Here is a 20,067-nt window from a genome sequence, read left to right as displayed (position 1 = left end):
AAATATTTTTGTTAAGTTTTGAATTGGCGTGATAAAAGAAATCGCTCTATGATTTGTCAGATTAAGGTAAAGTAGTTTTATTCGCTAAACCCTAGTTCAATTAAAATACAAGGACCACCAGCGATGACATTAATATGATTTTGCAGGCATTGATTAATTGCTTTGTCACTTTCTGCCCCAGGCTGCATCCAAATATTTTTTATTCCCTTTGCTATAGCCTGGTCGACAATTTTCTCTGTTATCGGTGGTGGTGTAATAATGGAAATACTACGTACTGATTCTGGTAATTCGCTAATTTCTTTAATTACCAAAAGACCTTCAATGTTCGTTTCGCTGGGGTTAACAGGATAAACGGTTTTATTATTTTGCAAATAACAACGTAAAACTTTATTACCAAATTTATGACGATTAGTTGATGCACCTAGCACGGCATAAGCATTTGAGGAAAAAAATTGCTTAATGCTTGCTGATAAATTTTTTTCCATGGCAGTCCATTCCTTTTAAATTTGATTTAATTACTGTAGCACAATTTCTATAAGGAAGTTTAAAGTAAAAAAGATTGAAAAATAATCAGAATAGCAGTAATGATAAAATAATTGTGAATGTACTAAGAAAGACTATCCGTGGCAGTTTTTCTTTTTTCTAAGGTGTGAAAATGAATTATTCCTTAAAGAAATTTGTCATTGCAGGGCTACTGTTATCAATTGCAAACATAAGCTTCGCTAATGATTCTTCTGCAGAATTAGCGGCTGGTGGTTTAGTTTTTGTAAAAAATCCGCAGATTGAAATGCGTTCGGAAGAGTTATATCTGTCGCTCAAAAAAGTGCGTGTGCGTTACGTATTTTTTAATAAATCCAGCAAAGATCTTAGCAGTGTCATTGCTTTTCCATTGCCAAATGTAGAGAGTTATTATCATTCTGAAAAAGCCTTATCAATATTTCCTGTTGATGACCCCCTTAATCCTGTTGGTTTTATTACGCGAGTTAATGGGCAAACAGTGAAGATGCATATTGAGCAAAAAGCAATCGTCAAGGGCAAGGATCAAACCGCACTACTTAAAAAATATAATATTCCATTGTTCCCTCAATACAGAAAAATATCGGAATCATTAAGTAAAATTCCTAAGAAAGATTGGCCTGAACTCCAAAAGCTAGGTGTGATTTGGATTGAGGAATTTGATGATGGCACCGGAATGAAAAAGGTCCCACAACCCGCATGGACACTCAAATCAGTTTATTATTGGCAGCAAAAATTTCCCGCCGGCAAGGAACTTATTATTGAACATCAGTACCAGCCAATTGTTGGCTATACACCTGAGACTCGAATTGCTGCTTCCTATGCTATTCATGAAGCGTGGTATCCTGCTTATTTACAGAAATTTTGTATCGATGAAAAATTGCAAAAGGACGTTGCCAATAAAATTAAAAATGGTATGTCACCTTATAATGAAAACCGGCTTAGTTATATCTTAAAAACGGGGGCAAACTGGTCTGGACCTATTGGTGATTTCAAATTGGTGATTGATAAAGGACAACCCAAAAATTTGGTGAGCTTTTGTGGAACGAATGTGAAGAAAATCAGTCCTACTGAATTTGCCATCCATAAGAAAAATTTTATTCCTAACAAAAACTTACATCTGTTATTTCTTGTGCCTAATAAATTAACTAGTAAGAAATAATGGAAATGGCCATCCCCAGTGATAGTTTTCTGAGATAGAACTGTCACTGGGTGGGCTGATTTTAGCTCAACACGAGGGATGGATTAATATCGTATCGTTCGATGTCTAAATACTCGACTGCACGAGCAAAAGAAATGAATGTCATTCTTTGTCTAGCACGGAAACTTGGTTTTTCCGGAGTCTTTTGACGGAGCATGGGAGAAACAGTGCTTTGCGCCGCTATAGGAGCTGAAGGAGCACTAGAGTTCTCTGCCACCATTGGTTCAGGGTCTGAATATCCACGAAGCATTTCCTTCCGCTCCTCTCTGTATTTGCTTTTATGATTAAGATACCTTGCAATACTGGCTTTTCTTACTTCTTTATTATCAAGTACGCTGTTTTCTTTGACATTGCTTCGGTGATTCTCCTCATCTAGACTAATTGAACATGAACTTAATGTTGTTGCAACAGCAGGCGTAGAGACGCCTGTTTTGTCAGATGAAAAAAAACTACCTGACATAGTAGGGACATGAATTGTACCGCCATAATACTTAACTGCACTGTATTCTGGTCTTAGCAAATTTTTTTGAAATTCCGCTGCTATAATCGCATTTTTACCACGTTCCCCACAGCAATAGAGATGAATATTTCCAATGTGATGCGCAATAATCAGCATGTCATGATCGAAACGGGATACTAATTCATCTGGGTTGATGATGGTGGCTTTAGTAGGATCAGTACAATTCGCTAAGATGTCTGGGTTGGTGTCTGCGCCATGAGCTAGTACAAACACGGTCGTTTTGTCAGTAATCATATCTTCATCAAACGAATCTTGATGATGAATAATTTGAATGTTTTCTGAGGAATGGAAAGCGTAATTTTTTTTCCATAATTCCGCATTATTAGTTAAATCTCCAGAGTTATTAGCTGGGAAAGGTATGTAAAGAATGATCATAGTTGTCAATATTAATAAAAAGTGATCTAATTATACCCATTTAGTATTAATGAAATATTAATAGTGTTACCTAAATACGCTATTTTCTTTCTATGCATATTTGAATTAAAAAAGAGTCAATTTGTTCCTGGTTTTTAATACGGTTAGTCTTTCAATAACTTTCAAGTTATTATGGAAGGCACGTTTTCTGCTTATATCTGTTAGGTCTATTTATGGTGAGCTTATGAGTAGAAGATGCTGAACTTGAGCATTGCAACGTTGAGAATAACCAAAAAGGGGTTGGTCATGAAAAAATGGGGTCTTAATCTAATTATTGGCGCTTTGCTAATCGCACCACAGCTTGTCATGGCGAATCAGCAAAGCTGGAACAGTTGGGTTGCAGAGGTAAGGCAGGAGGCACTCGAACAAGGAATTTCACCTAATGTTTTTGATGAAGCGTTTGCTGGCATTCGTGAACCTAGTCGTCAGGTTAAAGGACTTGCACGCTCTCAACCTGAGCATCGTTTAACATTTAACAAATACCTTCATTCTCGTGCCGATAATTATAGAATTATGATGGGACGTAAACATTACGCTAAAAACAAGGCATTGTTAGAGGATGTAGGGCAACATTTTGGTGTTGACCCCTGTTTTATTGTGTCATTCTGGGGAATGGAAAGTAGTTATGGTTCTTATATGGGTAATTTCCCAGTGATTAAATCGTTAGCAACCTTAGCTTATGATTCGAATCGCCAAGATTTTTTCCGTAAACAATTATTTTTAGCATTACGAATTTTGAATGATGGTCATGTCACCCTGGAGCATTTTAAAGGGGAGTGGGCTGGGGCTTCAGGGCAACCCCAATTTTTACCTTCAAGTTGGCTAGAGTTTGCAGTAGATTATGATGGTGATGGTCGCAAAGATATTTGGGAATCTAAGGCTGATGTTTTTGCCTCTATTGCGAATTATATGAAAAAGAATGGCTGGCAAACGAATCAACCCTGGGCAATTCAAGTCAAATTACCACCTAAGTTCGATATGAGTTTAGAAGGGAAAGCAATTACTAAGCCGGTCAGCGAATGGACGGCTTTAGGTGTGCGTACTGAAAAGGGAGAGCCACTGCCTTATCCAGAATTAAATGCCAGCATTGTACAACCCAATGGTGGACCAGTATTTCTCGCTTATCCAAACTATAAAATGATATTGCGCTACAATAATTCTATATATTATGCTGGCGCAATTGGTTATATGGCCGATAAAATTTGTAATCGTGTAAATTAATGTCATGCCGCTTAACCTTAATGACGTCACACCGCGTCATTAAGGTTTCTTAAACAGCTCATTAACTAATAAAGTCAGCCTAAACCAATTTATTAGGGAGAGGGTTTATGGACAATTATTTAGATAAAACAGCAAGTCTAACGCCTGCTGCCAAAAGGATTATCTGTGATAAAGCAACAGAATACCCTTTTACAGGAGAATACAACACGGTTGCTAAAACAGGCAGCTACCTTTGTCGGCGATGTGGTTTAGCGTTATTTAGAGCAAAAAACCAATTTCATTCAGGTTGCGGTTGGCCTAGTTTTGATGATGATATTGTTCAGGCTGTTGTACAAGAACTCGATAAAGATGGTCAACGGACTGAAATTCTATGTGGGCGTTGTCATGCTCATTTAGGTCATGTTTTTGTGGGGGAAAATTTCACCCATGCTAATCTTCGGCATTGTGTTAATTCTGCGGCAATTGATTTTGTTCCCAATAACGACGTTCTGGATACAGAAGAAGCTATTGTTGCGGGTGGCTGTTTTTGGGGAGTAGATCATTTTTTACGCCAAATACCAGGTGTACTTAAAGTGGAAGTAGGTTATTCAGGCGGCATGCTGCGTGAGCCTACTTATGAGCAAGTTTGTCGAGGAGATACAGGCCATTATGAAGTGGCAAGAGTTGTTTATGATGTCGCAAAAACCGATTATCGTACGGTTCTTAAGCGCTTTTTTGAAATTCATGATCCAACACAACGCTCTGGACAGGGACCAGATATAGGTCATCAATATAAAAGCGCCGTTTTTTATTACAATGAAGAACAATATGAAGAAGCGCAAACATTAATTCAAATGCTTCGGGCACGCGGTTACGATGTAACCACAAGGTTGTTAGAGGCACAGATTTTTTGGCCTGCCGAGGGCTATCATCAAAATTATTATGAAAAACACAGTAAAGCCCCCTATTGTCATCGCCCAGAGCCAAGATTTGGAGAGTAATTTTACTGCCTAATTAACGTCTCCGCCACGAGCATACATTCTCAGGCTAATGTTATTAGGCTCGTGAAATTATTTGCCATGGTTGTTACATGGCAAATAATTGCAAAATTTAATCTTCTTCCCTAATAAGTTACTGTTGCTTAGTTCATTTTATTAGATTGATTGCTTGAAAAGTGATCATTTGCAACATAAAATGAGGAAATTTTCTTAAATTTAAGTGGAAAAACAAGCGCTAAATCTCAATTATTTTTACTATTTATGAGGGCTATTTAATTGAAAATTAAAGATTTAAAGAAGTTAACTGACGCGCAACTTTCTCAGATTAAAACATTAGAAATTTTGGATGAAACAGTAAAGAAAAAAGATATTGAAGATTTAATTGCTTTGCTGCCAAAAATGCCCGCTCTCGAAATGTTTACTTGTAAAGGTAAACAGTTAAAAGGCAAACTTTTTACTCGCCTTGCAGATCAATTGTCACGATGTCCATCCCTGTCTTATTTATTTTTACCTAATAATCAAATTGATACCAAAGATCTTAACTATTTGGGCACGATCTTACCAAAATTTAAATGTCTCGTTGCTGTTGAGCTAGTGGGGAATAAATTAAAAGAGCCGCATCAGGACCAGCTCCAGGAATTAATAAAAAATATTAAGAAAACTGGTACTCTAGTAACATTTGATGTGAGCGGTAATTCCCTGAATAAAACATCGTTAGCCTCTATTAGCAATGCATTGAACGATAATAGAATGAGAGGTGAACAATTAATTGCAGCCGTTAAACAAGGAAATTTATCTAAAACCAGAAGTTTGCTTGCAAACGGAGCGCAAGTTAATACACGTCTTGTAATCTCTCAGGGAATAATTTCACGTCTTGAAAGTCCTCTTCATATTGCAGCAGAATATGGTGATGTACGCATGGTACGTTTCCTTTTACATCGCGGTGCGCAGCTGTTACCCGATGGTTTAGGGAAATCGCCTTTAGATCGAGCTCAAAAAAGGCTGGACAATTTATCTACAAAGGGAGATAACCCTACTTTGTGTATGAATTTAACCAACATAGTTAAATTACTCTCACCTGAAAATCTTAAAGAAGAACAAAAAAATGGTGAGAGCAAATTTTTGCGCAAGCAAGGAATGTTTGCTGAAAGACCTGCTATTGCTCTTAATAAGGACAATGATAAATTGCCAGTAGAAGCTACAGTACCAACCTATTAAAAATTTGTAGTTTTGATGCTAGTTTTTCTCTCCTGATAGAGATGGGGAACTAGCATGTTCCTCTTCTATATCCACACCAACATGATCATGTAATTTATTGTGCAATAGCTTTACATTGACGGAATAACTTTCGATGCGTACTGCATTACTTAAGACGGCAGTTGCACTGGCCTCCTGGCGAATAAAGCTCTCACCTTCAACTAACCAAACCCCAGAGCGTTTTTCTCGATCATGTCCATCTGCTTGAATGATTAAGCCTTGACTAATACGAGGTGTAACTACTTGCATAGGATCCAATTCACTACGTTTTCTATACCCAATAGGTAAGGTCATGGAACTTGAGGAAATGATTTGTATTGCAGGGCCAAATTCATCTTCGTTAAAATCTTCAAAATGCTTACGTAAATATTTTCCCAATACCCCTTCCGCAGCGTCAATACAGACACTACCCGCAAAAGTTACTCCCTTAAGCTGTTTGAGATAAGCAAGAGGCATGAGCTGCTTATCAACTGAACCATGCCAGTACGTATTTCTTTCTGCCTCACTGAAGACTAATTCCGATTCAGGGATATCTGCAGGTCCTTTATTAAGCTTGTAACTCGCATAAACGATGGCACCATTTTTTATGCCAAAGAGCATATTGGTTTTTTGTAACTTTGGTTTATGACCAATATTTTCTCCTACAGTATCAGTGACAGGATTAGGTGTTGTGGCAGTGAGGTTAACCATAATCAACAGTTCAGGGTAGCGAGTACTGGTATTGCAATATCCTGCCAGAAGTTCTTGTTGCAAACTGTGCGGCATGAACAAGCAGCTTTGTCCACTGCTGCTACAGTGACTATAAAACTCAGGCATAACACAAATAGCAATTTCATCAGGGAAAAATTTACCCTGTTTTGCCATTAATTCATAGGCAGAGCATACATGCTCCTCAAATAAATTAATCTGTGCCTCGATAGTTCTGGGGGCGATTTTTGCAAATGTTCCAGTCGGCATTGATACGGTTGCGATTCTTAATGCACGCTGCTCACTGAGGTCGTCTTTTTTCTTTTCAGGTTCTTTTTTTTGTTGAAATTTATCCAGATAAGTAAGCATTGGGTGCGAATTGATGCGCGGAACGGCCAGTCTAATGAAGGAGGAAGTAATATCCATTTTCATATTCTTACGAATATTTTCAGGAATTATTAACACAGAGGCAAGTTTTCCTATGTCAGAATAAGGGATATAAACCACAGCGTCGACATTATGATCATCATCCACCCAACCAAAAAAGTTGAGGCCAGTGACATCCCTTAAGAACATAATAGCGCTACTATAAGCTTTCTTTCCCATAGTCTTACCAGTAAATTTCTCACTATGAGTTAAATGATAGACAAAAAAGCTTACAAGAATATTAACTGTGCAAAGGACGCAAAGGCATTACTTAATTTGATTGCTATGTATATCAGATTGAGATGGTACATTTTGCACGTTGCTATCGAATAACAAATTAACTTAATGCTATGATAAAAAAGCAATTGAACAGTAAGCCGCAAGGGATGCATCTTGAAAACTAAAAAACGAATTTGGTACCAAAGTTTTGTCGACCCAACTGAACAGAAAAATTATCTAAAAGAATTGCAGCAGTGTCTTGATAATTATGCTGATGAAGATTTTAAATTTGAAGTACATGGGTTAACACCACCCGATAAGAATCTGCATCCTCTTACAGAATTTCGTTGTGCGGCTCAAACAATAAAAAATGCTATTCAAGCTGAAAAAGAAGGTTATGATGCTTTTGTGATTGGGCATTTTCAAGAACCAGGAATTAATGAAATCAAGGCATGTATCGATATTCCTGTAATTGGTTTAGGTGAGTCTACGATGCTTCATGCCTGTAGCCTTGGTCATAAGATAGGATTAATTACAATCAATCCCATTTTTATTCCCTGGCATGAGAATCAAATTAACTATTATGGGTTACAAGAGAGAGTGACAAGGGTGAGTGCGGTTGAAGCGCAAGTTCAAGATTTTGAACAAGCATTTACAAACCCTATTGTTTATCAAAGGTTGCTTAGTGCATTCACAGAACAAGTAAAACCTGTGGTTGCTCAGGGGATTGAAGTCATCATTTTGGCAGGTGGTTTACCCATGTTGTTACTGGCACGCGAAAAGAACTTTACTATTGATAATGCTGTTGTTCTAAATGGTATTGCCGTTTGCGCAAAAGTGACAGAGATGACTCTTAGACTCAAAGAGCTGACAGGCCAGTGTATTAGTCGTCGAGCAACTTATAAAAAAGCCGGAAATGACACAATAAAGGAGTTTCTTCATATCTTAAAGTGACGGCAATAACTAAGATTTTGGCGTTATTATATCGCCACCTAGAGCTCTATAAAGATTAACTTTGGCTATTTGTGCAATTGCAATACTATGCAAATGAGAAATTTCCAGGCGACTTAAATCTTCTTCTGCGCGAAGTAAGGTATCAAAATCAGAAGAACCTTTTTGATAGCGATTTCTTGCAAGCTTTAAAACAAGTTGTTTTTGTTTTACAGCATGTTCAAGATATTTGGCACTTGCTTGATAATGAACATGATAAGTGTACTGATTTTGAACTTCATGTAGGGCATTTAACACGGTCATTTCATATTGTATAACCACAAGAATTTTTTCCCGTTTTTGCACATCGATGTTACGGTACAAGCTTAGATTAAATAATGTGGTGTTCGTTGTCCCAAAAAGCGTTGATTCAGGGTGAGTAATATTTAATAGATTACTGGTGAGGGTTCGTGTTTGCCAGGCAAATAGCCATCCTAAAGAAAACTGTGGGAATAAGCTTGCCATGGCGACGCGAATATTAGCATGTGCTGCAGCGACACGCTTCTCGGCTGCAATAATGTCAGCTCTTCGACGTAAAAGTTCTGATGGCACGCCCAGATTAATTTTGTGTGTGCTTTGAGGGATTGCTTTGTAAGCTAATAACTGTTTTGCCAATCTACCAGGAGGATTACCGGTTAATATTTCGAGTTTATGCAAAAGAATTTGAATAAGAGCTTTGGTTAATTCAATCTCAGATAGCTGTGTTGCAATTAAAGCATCTTGCTGAGCCACATCAATGTAATTATTCAGTCCTGTCTTATAACGTGATTTTAAAAACAGCAAAAATTGTTGATTGCCAGCAAGATTATGCTGCAAAATTTGATTTCTTGCCTGGGCTTCTCGTAATTCAATATAGGAAGAAGCAATTTCTGCCTGTAAATTAAGTAAGGTAAAATCTGACATCGCAGATTCTGCTTGCCAGGAGGCTTCTGAGCTTTTGCGAGTTTGTCGTAACTTGCCAAAAAAATCTGGATCGAGTGCTGCGCTTAATCCTATTAGCTGATTGAGGTTTTCGCCGGTGCCTGTAGGCGGCAAGGCATTTATACTTGCTTTAGGAAATAATTGCGCTGTAGCAAGTGCATAATCTGCTTGTGCTTTTTTGACCCGCTCATGGGCAATTTTTAAATTTAAATTCTGCAAGGCTTCTTGTTCTATCAATTCATCCAATAGTGGATCATGAAAATTACGCCACCACGTTTCATTGTGAATCCCGGATTTTGCTGGCTTCGATTGTTGTGGCCAGTTTGCGGGAACAGATGCGATAGGTGGCTGATAGGTAGGACCTATTGCGCAATGGGTTAATCCCAGAAAAGCAATCGTTAAACAGCATGAACATGCTCTTTTTAGCACGGTCATTATCATGAAATTTTACTCAAGGGAATATGCACATCGAGCTGTTGGCCAGCTATAAAAGCAGGGTATTTTTTTCTACTAAAGTAATATAAAACGTCTTGAACACGAGAATTGAGACGGTCTTGAGTGACAATATATTGACTTACTTGCATAAAAGTTAAGGGAATCTTTTCCTGATTATTTAACAAATAAGCAGCAGCATGGGGATGAAAAAGCTGAATATCCCTTTCATCTATCGAAACACGGACCATTATTTTTTCGGCATCACCCAATAAAACAATGGGAGAGCCGGAGATGAATTCATTAATATGAGCATTGATTTGTAGCACAATCCCTTCTTTTGGAGCTACCGTTGTAAACTGGTGTAAGATAATCTCAGCAGCTGTTAAGTTTTCTTTGGCAAGTTGTAAGTTATGTTTTGCCTCGGCTAAATGTAATTTTATCATATTCATTTCATGAAGTTTTTCTCGTAATTCAACCTGACTGATAGCCCGCTTATCAATAATTTTTAAACGCTTTAACTGTTGTTTCGCATGCGCCAAAGCACGTTGCTGCATGTGAAATTCATTTTTTGCGCGAGCAAGAAGGGTTTTTTGAATCTCAAGGTTATTTTCAACCAATTCGCTATCAAGGGAGAATAAAGTCTGTCCTTTTTTTACTGTTTCTCCTAAGCCGACATCAATTGTTTTGACCAAGCCAGCTTGCAAAGTAGGAATGCGGATTACATCATTTGGCGAATCGATTATCCCTGGCACAATGAGAACTTCTGCTCTTTGCCCAATAGCAGATTCCGAATTTTTTTTGTTATTCAGGTTCAATAATGAGAAAAAAAACAGCCCCCCCACAATCAGGCTCGCTCCCAGACTTATCATTCGTAATTTTTTTTTCATACAACAGTTTCCTTGTGGCTAATGTGATAATCATTCAAGCCTTTGAATCGAACTATTTGATCAGCATAGGTAGTGATACGTTCATCGTGAGTGGAAATTAAAAAAGTACAACCTTCAATCTTTGCATATTCTTGGATAAGAGAGAAAATTAACAGTGCATTATCATGATCTAAATTACTTGTAGGTTCATCACATAAAATTAAGTTTGGCTTGCGGATTAACGCTCGCCCCAATGCTACCCGTTGCTTTTGTCCGCCTGATAGCTCATCTAATTTTGAATCGCCGTGTATTTCAAGTCCTAGGCGTACCATTAATGTTTTAGCTTTGCTAAGTGCTAATGCAAGGGTCATCCCGTCAATCAGTAAAGGCAAAGCCAGATTTTCCAAAGCAGATAAAGCAGGGAATAGGTGAAGTTGTTGAAAAAGAAAACTGATATGGGAAGCACGAAAGGCTATTTTTGTAGCAGGACTCATTTTGAATAAATCATTTCCACATACTTCACAGCTTCCTTTATCAGGAATTAGGATACCACCTGCTATCATTAATAACGTTGTTTTTCCACATCCTGAGGGTCCCATTAACATGCCTATTTCTCCCTTACTTAGTTTTAGCGAGAAACTCTCCAGGACCGTAGTAACAGAGGTCGGTGTTGAATAGGCTTTAGAGACAGCGATACATTCAAGAGTAGTTGGTTTTTTTGTATTTAAATTAAATTGCGACATAAATCTATTGTATCCAGGCGAATGACTCGTAGAAGACTCAGCAAAGATGAAAAAATAATAATAACTATTGCACCTATTGCTCCCAGTAAACTGATTTGCCAGGTTAAATGAAATGCAACGGTCGTATCATGAAAAACAAAACCAAAAAGCGCTGTCAACATAAGCCCCAGTAAATATCCCAGAATCCCAACAACCGCAGCTTGAAAAAGAACAATCTTTATTAACAAGAAATTACCAACACCTAGCATTTTTAACATGCCATATTGATGATTATGAGTGATGATGAAATCATTAAAGATTTGCCACATAATGATTAATCCAATAATAAAGCCTAAAACTGCCACCGAAATAAAGCTGATAACAATGGGTGTTTTTTCACGAAAGAATTTATTAGAACGTTCAATAAATTGTGCAGGAGTAAAGGCACTGTATCCAGTTATTTTTTGAATATTGTTAGCAACTTGTATTCTATCAAAAGAGGGCTTTATCTTGATTAAAAGGAAGGAAGGTGTGTGAATGATATTAGGAAGATGATTGCTACTAATGTAGGCAACCGGTGTATGAGAATAAGTCCGTATGGGTTTGGTAACACCAGAAATGATCCAGGCATTTTGTCCTTGAACCATTTTATCGCCAATGGCCAGTGTGTGTTTATTTTTTGTTTCAAATTGCTGCAAGCTATAACCATCCACGATCATTGCATTGGTGTGACGAATACTAAGACGCTCACCTTGGCTCATCGTTCTGGGCAAGCCGATTAAACTGTCTGGATCCACCCCGATTATTTGCCAAACTTTGGTGCTTTTAGTTGGCAAGTGTTGGATGTGTAGCCAATTTACATACAAAGGAGTAACCTCAAGTATTCCTGGAATACTGCGAATACGATAAATATCCATGGGGGTGAAGTTGGTAGGATGCTCAAAACTAAACGATGATTCACTCATCACCCATAAATCAATTTCATTACCTAATAAGCGAATTTTTTTTGTCAATCGCTCTGTCACGCCTTGATAAATACTTGGTTGTTGGGTGACGATGAAAGTAGCGAAGGTGGCGCCGATAAGCATACCAATAAATTTTTTCCTACTACTGATTAACATAATAAAAGCAATCCGAAGCAGATTGATATGCTGTTGTCGATTAGGTAAATAATTCATGGTACTTTCCATGATTTTACTCCATAAGTTCCATTTGATTATTCTTGGTTTTGAGCCAAGAATAATCTCTGGGGCGAGATGCCAAAGAGCAATCTGGTTTTTTAAAGCTTAAATTAGGATGATAGAAGGGATCTTTTTGCATTAAGTGTCCCCATTTTTTTCGGATGTGAATAGCTTCTTCTCTTTTTTGGATTCTTTCCCTTTTCGTAGTCGGTTTGCCTCTGGTTGCAGATTCATGATGATAGAGTGAGGCGTAAGGTGTCCATAGTATTCTATAGCCTGCTGCGTAGGCTTGGAAACAAAGGGCCACATCATTAAAACTAACAGCCAGAGCTTCATCAAAGCCACCTATTTCTTCAAATACCGCCCGACGCATCATGATACAAGCTCCAGTTACCGCCAAAAAATTTTGTGTTAAAAACGTTCTTCCTAAATAAGCACGAAGTTCTTTTTGTGATTTTTTCAAAATAGATTTTTTTCGTTGACGATGAATATGTTTAGCTCCGCCTCGATAATCACAAATGATTCCCGCGTGTTGAATACGATTATCAGCATAGTACAGCTTGGCTCCCACAATACCTATTTCAGGTCTAACCGTGTGACCTAACATTTCTTTTAACCATTCAGGAGATATAATTTCGGTGTCGTTATTAAGAAAAACAAGGATTTCTCCTTGCGTTTGTGTCACCGCAAAGTTATTTATTTTGGAATAATTGAATGCAATAGGGTAAGGAATAATTTTTATCCTGGAATCATTAAGTTCTCTGAAGTAATCATGTGTTTTTTTCTCACAACTGTTGTTATCAACAATGAGTATTTCCAAGTGAGGGTAGTCTGTTTTAGTAAGGATACTTTCTACGCAACACTGAAGTAATTCTACTTTATCTTTTGTTGGAATAATTATGCTTACTAAAGGCAGTGTCTCAGGTAAAGAATAGATAACCCGATGGCAGGAAGGTAAAAATGGATTTTTTACTACTTGAGCATCGCTAATCTTCTGACGCTCTAAATGAGATTGAATAGCTTTTCTCGCAGCAATATGTGCATAATCATGCTTTGAGGCTGAATTAGTAACTTTGCGCCAATGGTATAAAATTTGGGGGATGTGGCGAATTTGGCTCGGACTAATTTGTTCAATAACCCGCAAAGCCAAGTCATAATCTTGGCTGCCTTCGTAACCTTCACGAAAGCCACCTATTGTTCTAACAATATCCTGACGATAAATGCCAAGATGAGTAATATAATTTTGTGCAAGCAATAAGTCTGGATTCCAATCTGATTTGAAATAGGGATTAAAACGTACACCTTTTTCATCTATGCGATCCTCATCACTATAAATCAGGACCGCATCAGGATAAGCATTGATTTCTTCAGCAACTCGATATAAAGCATGTATGGCTAGTTCGTCGTTTTGGTTGAGCAAGGCGATAAATTTGCCAGTAACTCGTTGCAAGGCTCTATTGGAGACAGTATTACTACAACCAGTTTCCTGATGATAAATAACCTTAATACGAGAATCTTTTTTCTCATAAGCGCGTAAAATTTCTTTGATCTCTTCATGTGTAGAGGCATCCTCAGCAATACACAGCTCCCAATAGGGATAAAGTTGCTTTAGAACAGATTCGATTGCGAGAATTAGCCATTCTTTTGGCGGATTATGAAGAGGCATCAGGACAGAAATTAGAGGATGATGCTTTAGTAATTCTACTTTTATTTTGATTATTTTTTGGTCTATTGCGGTTAATGTATCGTGATGTTTAATCCAGCGCTGATAAGAATATTCTTTTTTTTCAGCCTGTGCTCTTGTTCTTTCGAAATGAACCAAGGGATTAATACCGCTTATTTTTACCTGGGGATTATTCTTAAGATAAGTAGAGGTTGAGAAAAATGGACCGGGATCGCGACCTTCCTCGGCACCAAATTTTAAATAATGGGTAATAGGATTTACCTTCGCAGCAAGCACATCTGGATAGATTTGCAAATACCAGTTTGCATCAAAGAAATAGCTTTTATTGCAAATTTTAAAAGCGTTACGATGGTACAATTTTTTTTTCCACCATTGGCGGGCGAATGAAAATAAATTTTTCTTAAAGTTAAGGCGGTAAGTAAAATTGTTAGCTAATTGTTCTATTTCATCTGTAATAGACTTAAACTTTTCTATTGTGGGTTCGTATTTTTTCTGCAAAGAGTTAAGCTCACTTTTTGTATGCTGATATTTTTCCTGAAGTGTTTCTAATTGATCTTCAAGCTTTGCCTGACGATAGACAAGATGAGTTGAGTTAATCATCGCAAAATACATTTCCAGGCGATTTTTTTCGATGTTTGCCAAAAGTCCCGAGGTCCAGGGGATTATCCAGTTAGCTATTTCATTGTAAGAAGTCAGGGATTTAGGAATAATAATGTTTAAACCAAAAATAAGGGGAACGTGCCAGGTTGTATAGTCTTCATAAGTTTGTATAAAAGCCTCAATAGCTGCCATAACCCCGTTTTCCTCACCACCCTCTCGAAGTGCCAGACTTGCATCGCAAATGGCAAAATTGCTTCCTTTATAGGGAATGGGATGCTCTAAACCAACACCAAGACCCACAGTGGCTTGTGCTTGCGTATAATTTAAAGGAGCGACCCCCTGTGTATAATTTAAGTCTCGATGTCCGAAGGGCCATCCTGTATCGTGCAGAAAAATAAGCGGCAAGGTTTTATTTTTAAGATAAAAATTGTTGATTGCCTCTAGTTCAAAGCTTACTGTCGCAAAATTATGATCGCCATCCACCAAAAAAGCGGTGGTCCCCCAAGACCTATTGCCTTGGTTAGTTGCAAAGAAAAATTTACTTGTGCCACGAAATGCTTCGAAATACTTGGTAAAATCAGTTGTAAATTGGCCAATAAATTCATCGCTTAAAGTAGGGTCAATAGCGATAACTTTCCCATTCACAGTAACAGCATAATGGCATAATTCCTTTAAAAAATGGCCGGCCTCTACGCCAATGACTACAATCGTTTTTACTTGAGCATGGTTAAGAATACGAAGAATTAGTTCTTTAAAATTCTTAAGACTGTGTAGTAAGTAGGGCTGCACATCATAGAGTGTGGAATTATTTCTTGGTAATTGTTTCTCCAAACTAGCCAGTTTAGTGTACAGATTAGACTCATAATTTAGATATACATTCTCCAGGGCCGGTGTGGCTATTTTTTCTAATTGTGCAAATTTAAATAGATCGCGTAAGCTTTCACCTCCTATATCGGTTAAGGCTGCAGCTAGCCAATAGACTTGATGCATGTTATGACCCTCTATTAGCAAGGGGAGCGGTTTATGCCCTACATTCTCAAGAAGCCATTGTTTGTTGGGAATGAGATGTCGCGTTTGATTAGTTCCTAGCCCATATTCGTGCTGCCATTCGCGAAATAAATTGAGTTCAAAAAGAGTAGGTGATATCACGGAACGAATCAAAAGTTGGAGATTGATGTCGCGATCACTGCGTAAAGTATTGTTCCGTTTAGACGACCAGAGAGCATGATTTTCCCTATCGCCAAAATATTGCGTGGCCAATTGGGTAAACGACAATATACCGTGCTGCATGGCAGCAGCTTGCTTTATTTGTGACACAGTCAGTAGTGAAGAAGAAAAAATGGGTTGCCGATTTTCTATGTTTTTTAAACTACCATGAGCAGGCATAGTGATGTTTTCAAGCAACTCGGGAGAACGAAAAAAAGATACTGCCAATCTCTCAGGGCTGCCAAATTGGATTAGATAACTGTAAACCGTATCAAATTCAGAAAGTAGTTGTAGTGCATTGGCTGTAGTTGCAAGATACAAACCTGTCATGTGGAGTGCAATCTGTTTGTGTCTTAAAAATTTTCTTAATGCTTTTTGGATTGTGCCGTTTCCACCCAGGTCGCAGATGGCTACCGATTCCTCTTGTATGAAACCAATGTTTGTTAAGTAGTTATAAAATTCTTCTTGTTGCTGCTCAATGAATGCAGTAATGGTTTTAACCGCATCCTCATTGTTAATAATTAGTTGTAATAAATTTTTAACTTTGTCTTGGCTAAGCCATTCTTCATTTTCTACAGGAAGGTTAACCTTTTCGTTATAAAGACCTAAGATATTAAAAAAATCGTCACCTCTAATGCTTGTCCCTGAGAATAATCCTAAAAGTGACGATACATTCACTTTATTGATGGCAATTAAATTGGCAAAATACCGTGAAATCGCCAGAGGATAGGCTTCGATTTGTGCATCGATTTGGGCTACTTCCTGGAGTAAAGGAACGAGTAAATGGGATTCTCGAGTAAAACAAAAGATTTTCTTTATGCCTAGTTGTTTTACTTTTTGTAAGCACCAAGAACTATAGCCATAAAAAAGAGGGCCATACACAAAGGCGCCATAGGCCCTGTAATCATTGATTGATTCCCCTTGACTATAAAAATTAGCGACTTTTCTACGTAAATGTTGCCAACCCTCGCCTAAAGAAAGAGACGTCGTTTCTGTCAGCTGTGATTGGAGTTCCCCTTCTAATTTTTCTATTTCTCTTTGCCATTCATAAGATGATGCGTAGTGAATAGTTTTCATGCCATATTTGGCGGCGTTACCATCTGCTTGCAAATTATCACCAATATGTAAAATTTCATTGGCTGCAAAAGTTACTTGTTCTAAAACTAAAGGAAAAAGTTGGCTGGCTTTCGACTCTTTAAATTCAGCAGACACAAAAACAGCTTGAGGCAGGGGAATGATAATATTATTTTTCCTAAGGGCTGTCTGGATTAATTGAGTCAGTTGTTCCTTATTTAAATAATTATCTGAGACACAAATATAAGGAATATTTTTACTTGCCGCATACCTAATTAATTGCAATAGATAAGGGTCGGTTGCAATTAAGGCTTCCTCGGCTTCAAGTTCGGTTCTTATGAGATCTTGCAGTGAAGTGTTTGCTATCATGGCTTTAGGTAGCTGGCTATAAATTTCTTCTAAAGTGACTTCACTGCAGGAATTGTCGACAGTTTTCCTTGCCTCTTTTTCAGCAGTTTCGCGCAATTGTCGCCATTCATTGGCTTCAATTGTTAAAGGAATCAATTGTTTTGCGCTTAATAAATTATATTGATAAAGAAAAATATCGGATGGCTTACTGCATTTCCTGAATAGGAGTGTGTCAAATACATCAAGGGATAGCAATTTAACTTTTCCCTGGGTAATTGCCTCATAAGCCTCGCGAAGAATTTGATGCATGGAGTGATTCAATTCCGATGGGTTAATTTGCATGACCTTCTGTCCTTTTTATTCTTCTAGCAAAGCGGTTTCCAGGGATTCAACATTAAAAGATACTATGGGGTTATTAAATATGCCGTGTACGGCATGAGGTGAAATGCATTCAAAAACAAAAGCACCTTGTGCCCAACATTGTATATCATGAGATAGCGCATGCTCACCCTCACCAATTCCTGCAATCAGTGTATAAACTCCTTGATGAATATCAGGCCATATAAAATGATAATCTATTACATAATATCCAGGGTTTTTTAATAAATGGACAGTTTGATTGTTGCAACTGTTTTGCCCAAATACAAAATTGCCGTATTTATCACATAATAAATAGCCAAAAATGGCATTTACTTCTGATTTGGTGGAATAAACTAATAACTTAATGATTACTCTGTCTTGATGGCGAATAGTTGCCTTTGCTGATGGTGCTGGATGATTATTGATTAGAATTTGTATGCCATTAATTTTAACCTCTAGTTTTCCACTAAGTTTGTCATCGGTAAGCTTAGTCCAATTAATTTCTGATGGATGAGCTGAGGTGGGTGATGCCTGTCTATTTTTAGAAAAAGAAGTGTGAAGGTAATGTTCTATCCCTTCAGCGACATCGCCATCAAAGGTTAAGCTGCCATTATGAAGACATAAAACTCGGCTGCAAAGCGAAGAAATGGTGCTGAGTTCATGCGCCACAAAAATCTTTGTTTTATCAGCAAAATTTTCTTTTAAAAAGCGTATACATTTTTGTTGAAAAAAAATATCACCGACAGCCAAGGCTTCATCAATGATTAAAATATCAGGAGAAACATGAATCATTACCGAAAAAGCTAGGCGCACCAACATACCACTGGAATAGGTTTTTACTGGTTGCTCGATAAACTCGCCGATCTCTGCAAACTTGACTATCTCATTATATTTGTTATCAATTTCTTTTTTTGATAGACCAAGGAGTGTGGCATTGAAATAAATATTTTCTCTACCAGTAAACTCAAGATTGAAACCTGAGCCCAATTCCAATAACGCCGATACACGTCCTTTTACGTCGATAGTACCTGTGCTGGGTTTAAGAATTGCAGCAATCAATTGAAGGAGAGTACTTTTGCCACTGCCGTTGCAGCCGAGAACTCCAACAGTTTCTCCTTTTTTAATGTCAAAAGAAAGATTATGTAGTGCCCAGAACTCTTTTGCGGAATTTTTTGTGGTTTTTTTAAGATAATGCTTTAAGCGATCTGTAGAATTAGCATATATTTTAAAAGCTTTACCCAAATTTTCTGCTTTAATCACGATATCCATTTATAGCTCACAACACATCTGCAAATCCATCTCTTGTTTTTTGAAACCAGACAAAGCCAAGCACCGCAAAGCCAAGACCGATACAACAATAAACTATAAAACTAGACCAGTTGAAGGCATTGCCAAAAATAATAATGCCTCTTGCTTGTTCAATAATATACGTCAATGGACTGATAAATAGAAATTTTTGCAGAGCGGGAGGTAAATTAAGTGTTGAATAAAAAATAGGAGAGAGATACATGATAATTTGTAAAATAAAACCCATCATATGAGAAATATCTCTGAAATAAACACCTGCTGAACATAAAAACCAACATAAGCCAAGAGTTAGAAAGATTAGCGGCAAATATAAGAGAGGGAGAAGAAGAATCCCAAAATGAATTGTTCCTAGTTTTAGGAAGCAAAAAAAACATAAAATTAAGCTATTGATTATTGCAAAAAAACCAGCAGAGCCAATAATTACCCAAGGATAAATTTCTAAAGGAAAAATTATTTTCTTTACAAGATTGGGGTTACTTACAATTAAATTGGGAGCTCTGTTGAGACATTCAGAAAAAAAGTTAAAAATGCTCAGACCAACATAAACGAGTAATGCATACATCAAACTGTCAGTAACGCCCGGCCAGCGTGCACGTAAAATAATCCCAAAAGTGAAGGTATAAAGTCCGAGCATCAAAAGTGGAGAGAGGATTACCCATAATAATCCCATAAATGAGCCGCGATATTTATTTAATATATCGCGCTTGATGAGTTGGTATGTCAAATCACGGTGCCGCCATAAGCTTGCGAATATTTCTTTCGGGTGAGTATTTGGCATCCCTGAAACTCCTAGAATCCAAGTTTAATTGAGGGTTCCATTTAAAACGTATGCCACCACTTATAGAAAACTGGTGTTTGGTAGCAATGATTACGCAGTTAATATTTGCTTACTTGTATTTGAGAACACAGAGCTTATAGTTTACTGTCGCTAAGT

15 protein-coding genes are annotated in these 20,067 nt (G+C 37.5%); 5 read left to right on the top strand and 10 right to left on the bottom strand.

Features of this window, described 5'->3' with window-relative positions; all coding sequences use genetic code 11:
• Window positions 1-77 precede the first annotated feature (77 nt).
• Window positions 78-485, bottom strand: coding sequence for a CoA-binding protein (locus PXX05_RS13200; RefSeq protein ID WP_275088657.1), 408 nt, complete (start codon window positions 483-485; stop codon window positions 78-80).
• Between the two features lie 170 nt (window positions 486-655).
• Here PXX05_RS13200 and PXX05_RS13195 point away from each other — a divergent pair, with 170 nt between their 5' ends.
• Entirely contained in the window at window positions 656-1,678 is a 1,023-nt protein-coding gene (locus tag PXX05_RS13195) for a DUF4424 family protein (protein ID WP_275088656.1), read from the top strand.
• A gap of 61 nt (window positions 1,679-1,739) precedes the next feature.
• Here the strand turns inward: PXX05_RS13195 and PXX05_RS13190 are convergent, their stop codons facing one another.
• Window positions 1,740-2,612, bottom strand: a complete 873-nt coding sequence (locus tag PXX05_RS13190; protein WP_275088655.1) for a hypothetical protein — start codon at window positions 2,610-2,612, stop codon at window positions 1,740-1,742.
• 285 nt (window positions 2,613-2,897) lie between these two features.
• Here PXX05_RS13190 and PXX05_RS13185 point away from each other — a divergent pair, with 285 nt between their 5' ends.
• From PXX05_RS13185 to PXX05_RS13175, 3 genes are all read left to right on the top strand, one after another.
• The gene (locus PXX05_RS13185; protein ID WP_275088654.1) at window positions 2,898-3,872 is read left to right on the top strand and encodes a lytic murein transglycosylase; all 975 of its coding nucleotides are present in this window, start codon (window positions 2,898-2,900) and stop codon (window positions 3,870-3,872) included.
• A 107-nt stretch (window positions 3,873-3,979) separates the two neighbouring features.
• Window positions 3,980-4,852 (top strand): bifunctional methionine sulfoxide reductase B/A protein, encoded by an 873-nt coding sequence (locus tag PXX05_RS13180; protein WP_275088653.1) that lies wholly within the window; start codon window positions 3,980-3,982, stop codon window positions 4,850-4,852.
• A gap of 273 nt (window positions 4,853-5,125) precedes the next feature.
• Window positions 5,126-6,067, top strand: coding sequence for an ankyrin repeat domain-containing protein (locus tag PXX05_RS13175; RefSeq protein WP_275088652.1), 942 nt, complete (start codon window positions 5,126-5,128; stop codon window positions 6,065-6,067).
• Window positions 6,068-6,085: 18 nt separating this feature from the next.
• Here the strand turns inward: PXX05_RS13175 and PXX05_RS13170 are convergent, their stop codons facing one another.
• Window positions 6,086-7,399, bottom strand: a complete 1,314-nt coding sequence (locus PXX05_RS13170; RefSeq protein ID WP_275088651.1) for a hypothetical protein — start codon at window positions 7,397-7,399, stop codon at window positions 6,086-6,088.
• Window positions 7,400-7,612: 213 nt separating this feature from the next.
• Between PXX05_RS13170 and PXX05_RS13165 the strand changes: the two genes are divergently transcribed.
• Window positions 7,613-8,392: an aspartate/glutamate racemase family protein gene (locus PXX05_RS13165; RefSeq protein ID WP_275088650.1), complete on the top strand. Its 780-nt coding sequence runs from the start codon at window positions 7,613-7,615 to the stop codon at window positions 8,390-8,392.
• A 9-nt stretch (window positions 8,393-8,401) separates the two neighbouring features.
• Here the strand turns inward: PXX05_RS13165 and PXX05_RS13160 are convergent, their stop codons facing one another.
• From PXX05_RS13160 to PXX05_RS13130, 7 genes are read right to left on the bottom strand one after another with little or no spacing between them, the layout of a single operon-like run.
• Window positions 8,402-9,784, bottom strand: a complete 1,383-nt coding sequence (locus PXX05_RS13160; protein ID WP_275088649.1) for an efflux transporter outer membrane subunit — start codon at window positions 9,782-9,784, stop codon at window positions 8,402-8,404.
• Between the two features lie 2 nt (window positions 9,785-9,786).
• A complete protein-coding gene (locus PXX05_RS13155) occupies window positions 9,787-10,671 on the bottom strand; it encodes an efflux RND transporter periplasmic adaptor subunit (protein ID WP_275088648.1) in 885 nt (294 codons plus the stop codon).
• Window positions 10,668-11,393, bottom strand: a complete 726-nt coding sequence (locus PXX05_RS13150) for an ABC transporter ATP-binding protein (RefSeq protein WP_275088647.1) — start codon at window positions 11,391-11,393, stop codon at window positions 10,668-10,670. Before PXX05_RS13150 ends, PXX05_RS13155 begins: the two co-directional genes overlap by 4 nt.
• Window positions 11,375-12,562 (bottom strand): ABC transporter permease, encoded by a 1,188-nt coding sequence (locus PXX05_RS13145; protein ID WP_275088646.1) that lies wholly within the window; start codon window positions 12,560-12,562, stop codon window positions 11,375-11,377. Before PXX05_RS13145 ends, PXX05_RS13150 begins: the two co-directional genes overlap by 19 nt.
• A gap of 4 nt (window positions 12,563-12,566) precedes the next feature.
• Window positions 12,567-17,807 carry a glycosyltransferase gene (locus PXX05_RS13140; protein WP_275088645.1) on the bottom strand — a complete coding sequence of 1,747 codons (5,241 nt, stop codon included), beginning with the start codon at window positions 17,805-17,807 and terminating at the stop codon, window positions 12,567-12,569.
• Window positions 17,808-17,822: 15 nt separating this feature from the next.
• Entirely contained in the window at window positions 17,823-19,094 is a 1,272-nt protein-coding gene (locus tag PXX05_RS13135) for an ABC transporter ATP-binding protein (RefSeq protein WP_275088644.1), read from the bottom strand.
• 7 nt (window positions 19,095-19,101) lie between these two features.
• Window positions 19,102-19,911, bottom strand: a complete 810-nt coding sequence (locus tag PXX05_RS13130) for an ABC transporter permease (RefSeq protein ID WP_275088643.1) — start codon at window positions 19,909-19,911, stop codon at window positions 19,102-19,104.
• Window positions 19,912-20,067 lie beyond the last annotated feature (156 nt).

Origin of the sequence: Legionella cardiaca (genome assembly GCF_029026145.1) — a bacterium.
Taxonomy (GTDB): Bacteria; Pseudomonadota; Gammaproteobacteria; order Legionellales; family Legionellaceae; genus Tatlockia; species Tatlockia cardiaca.
Note: the sequence above shows the minus strand (reverse complement) of the source record. Positions and strands in the feature narration are given on the sequence as shown.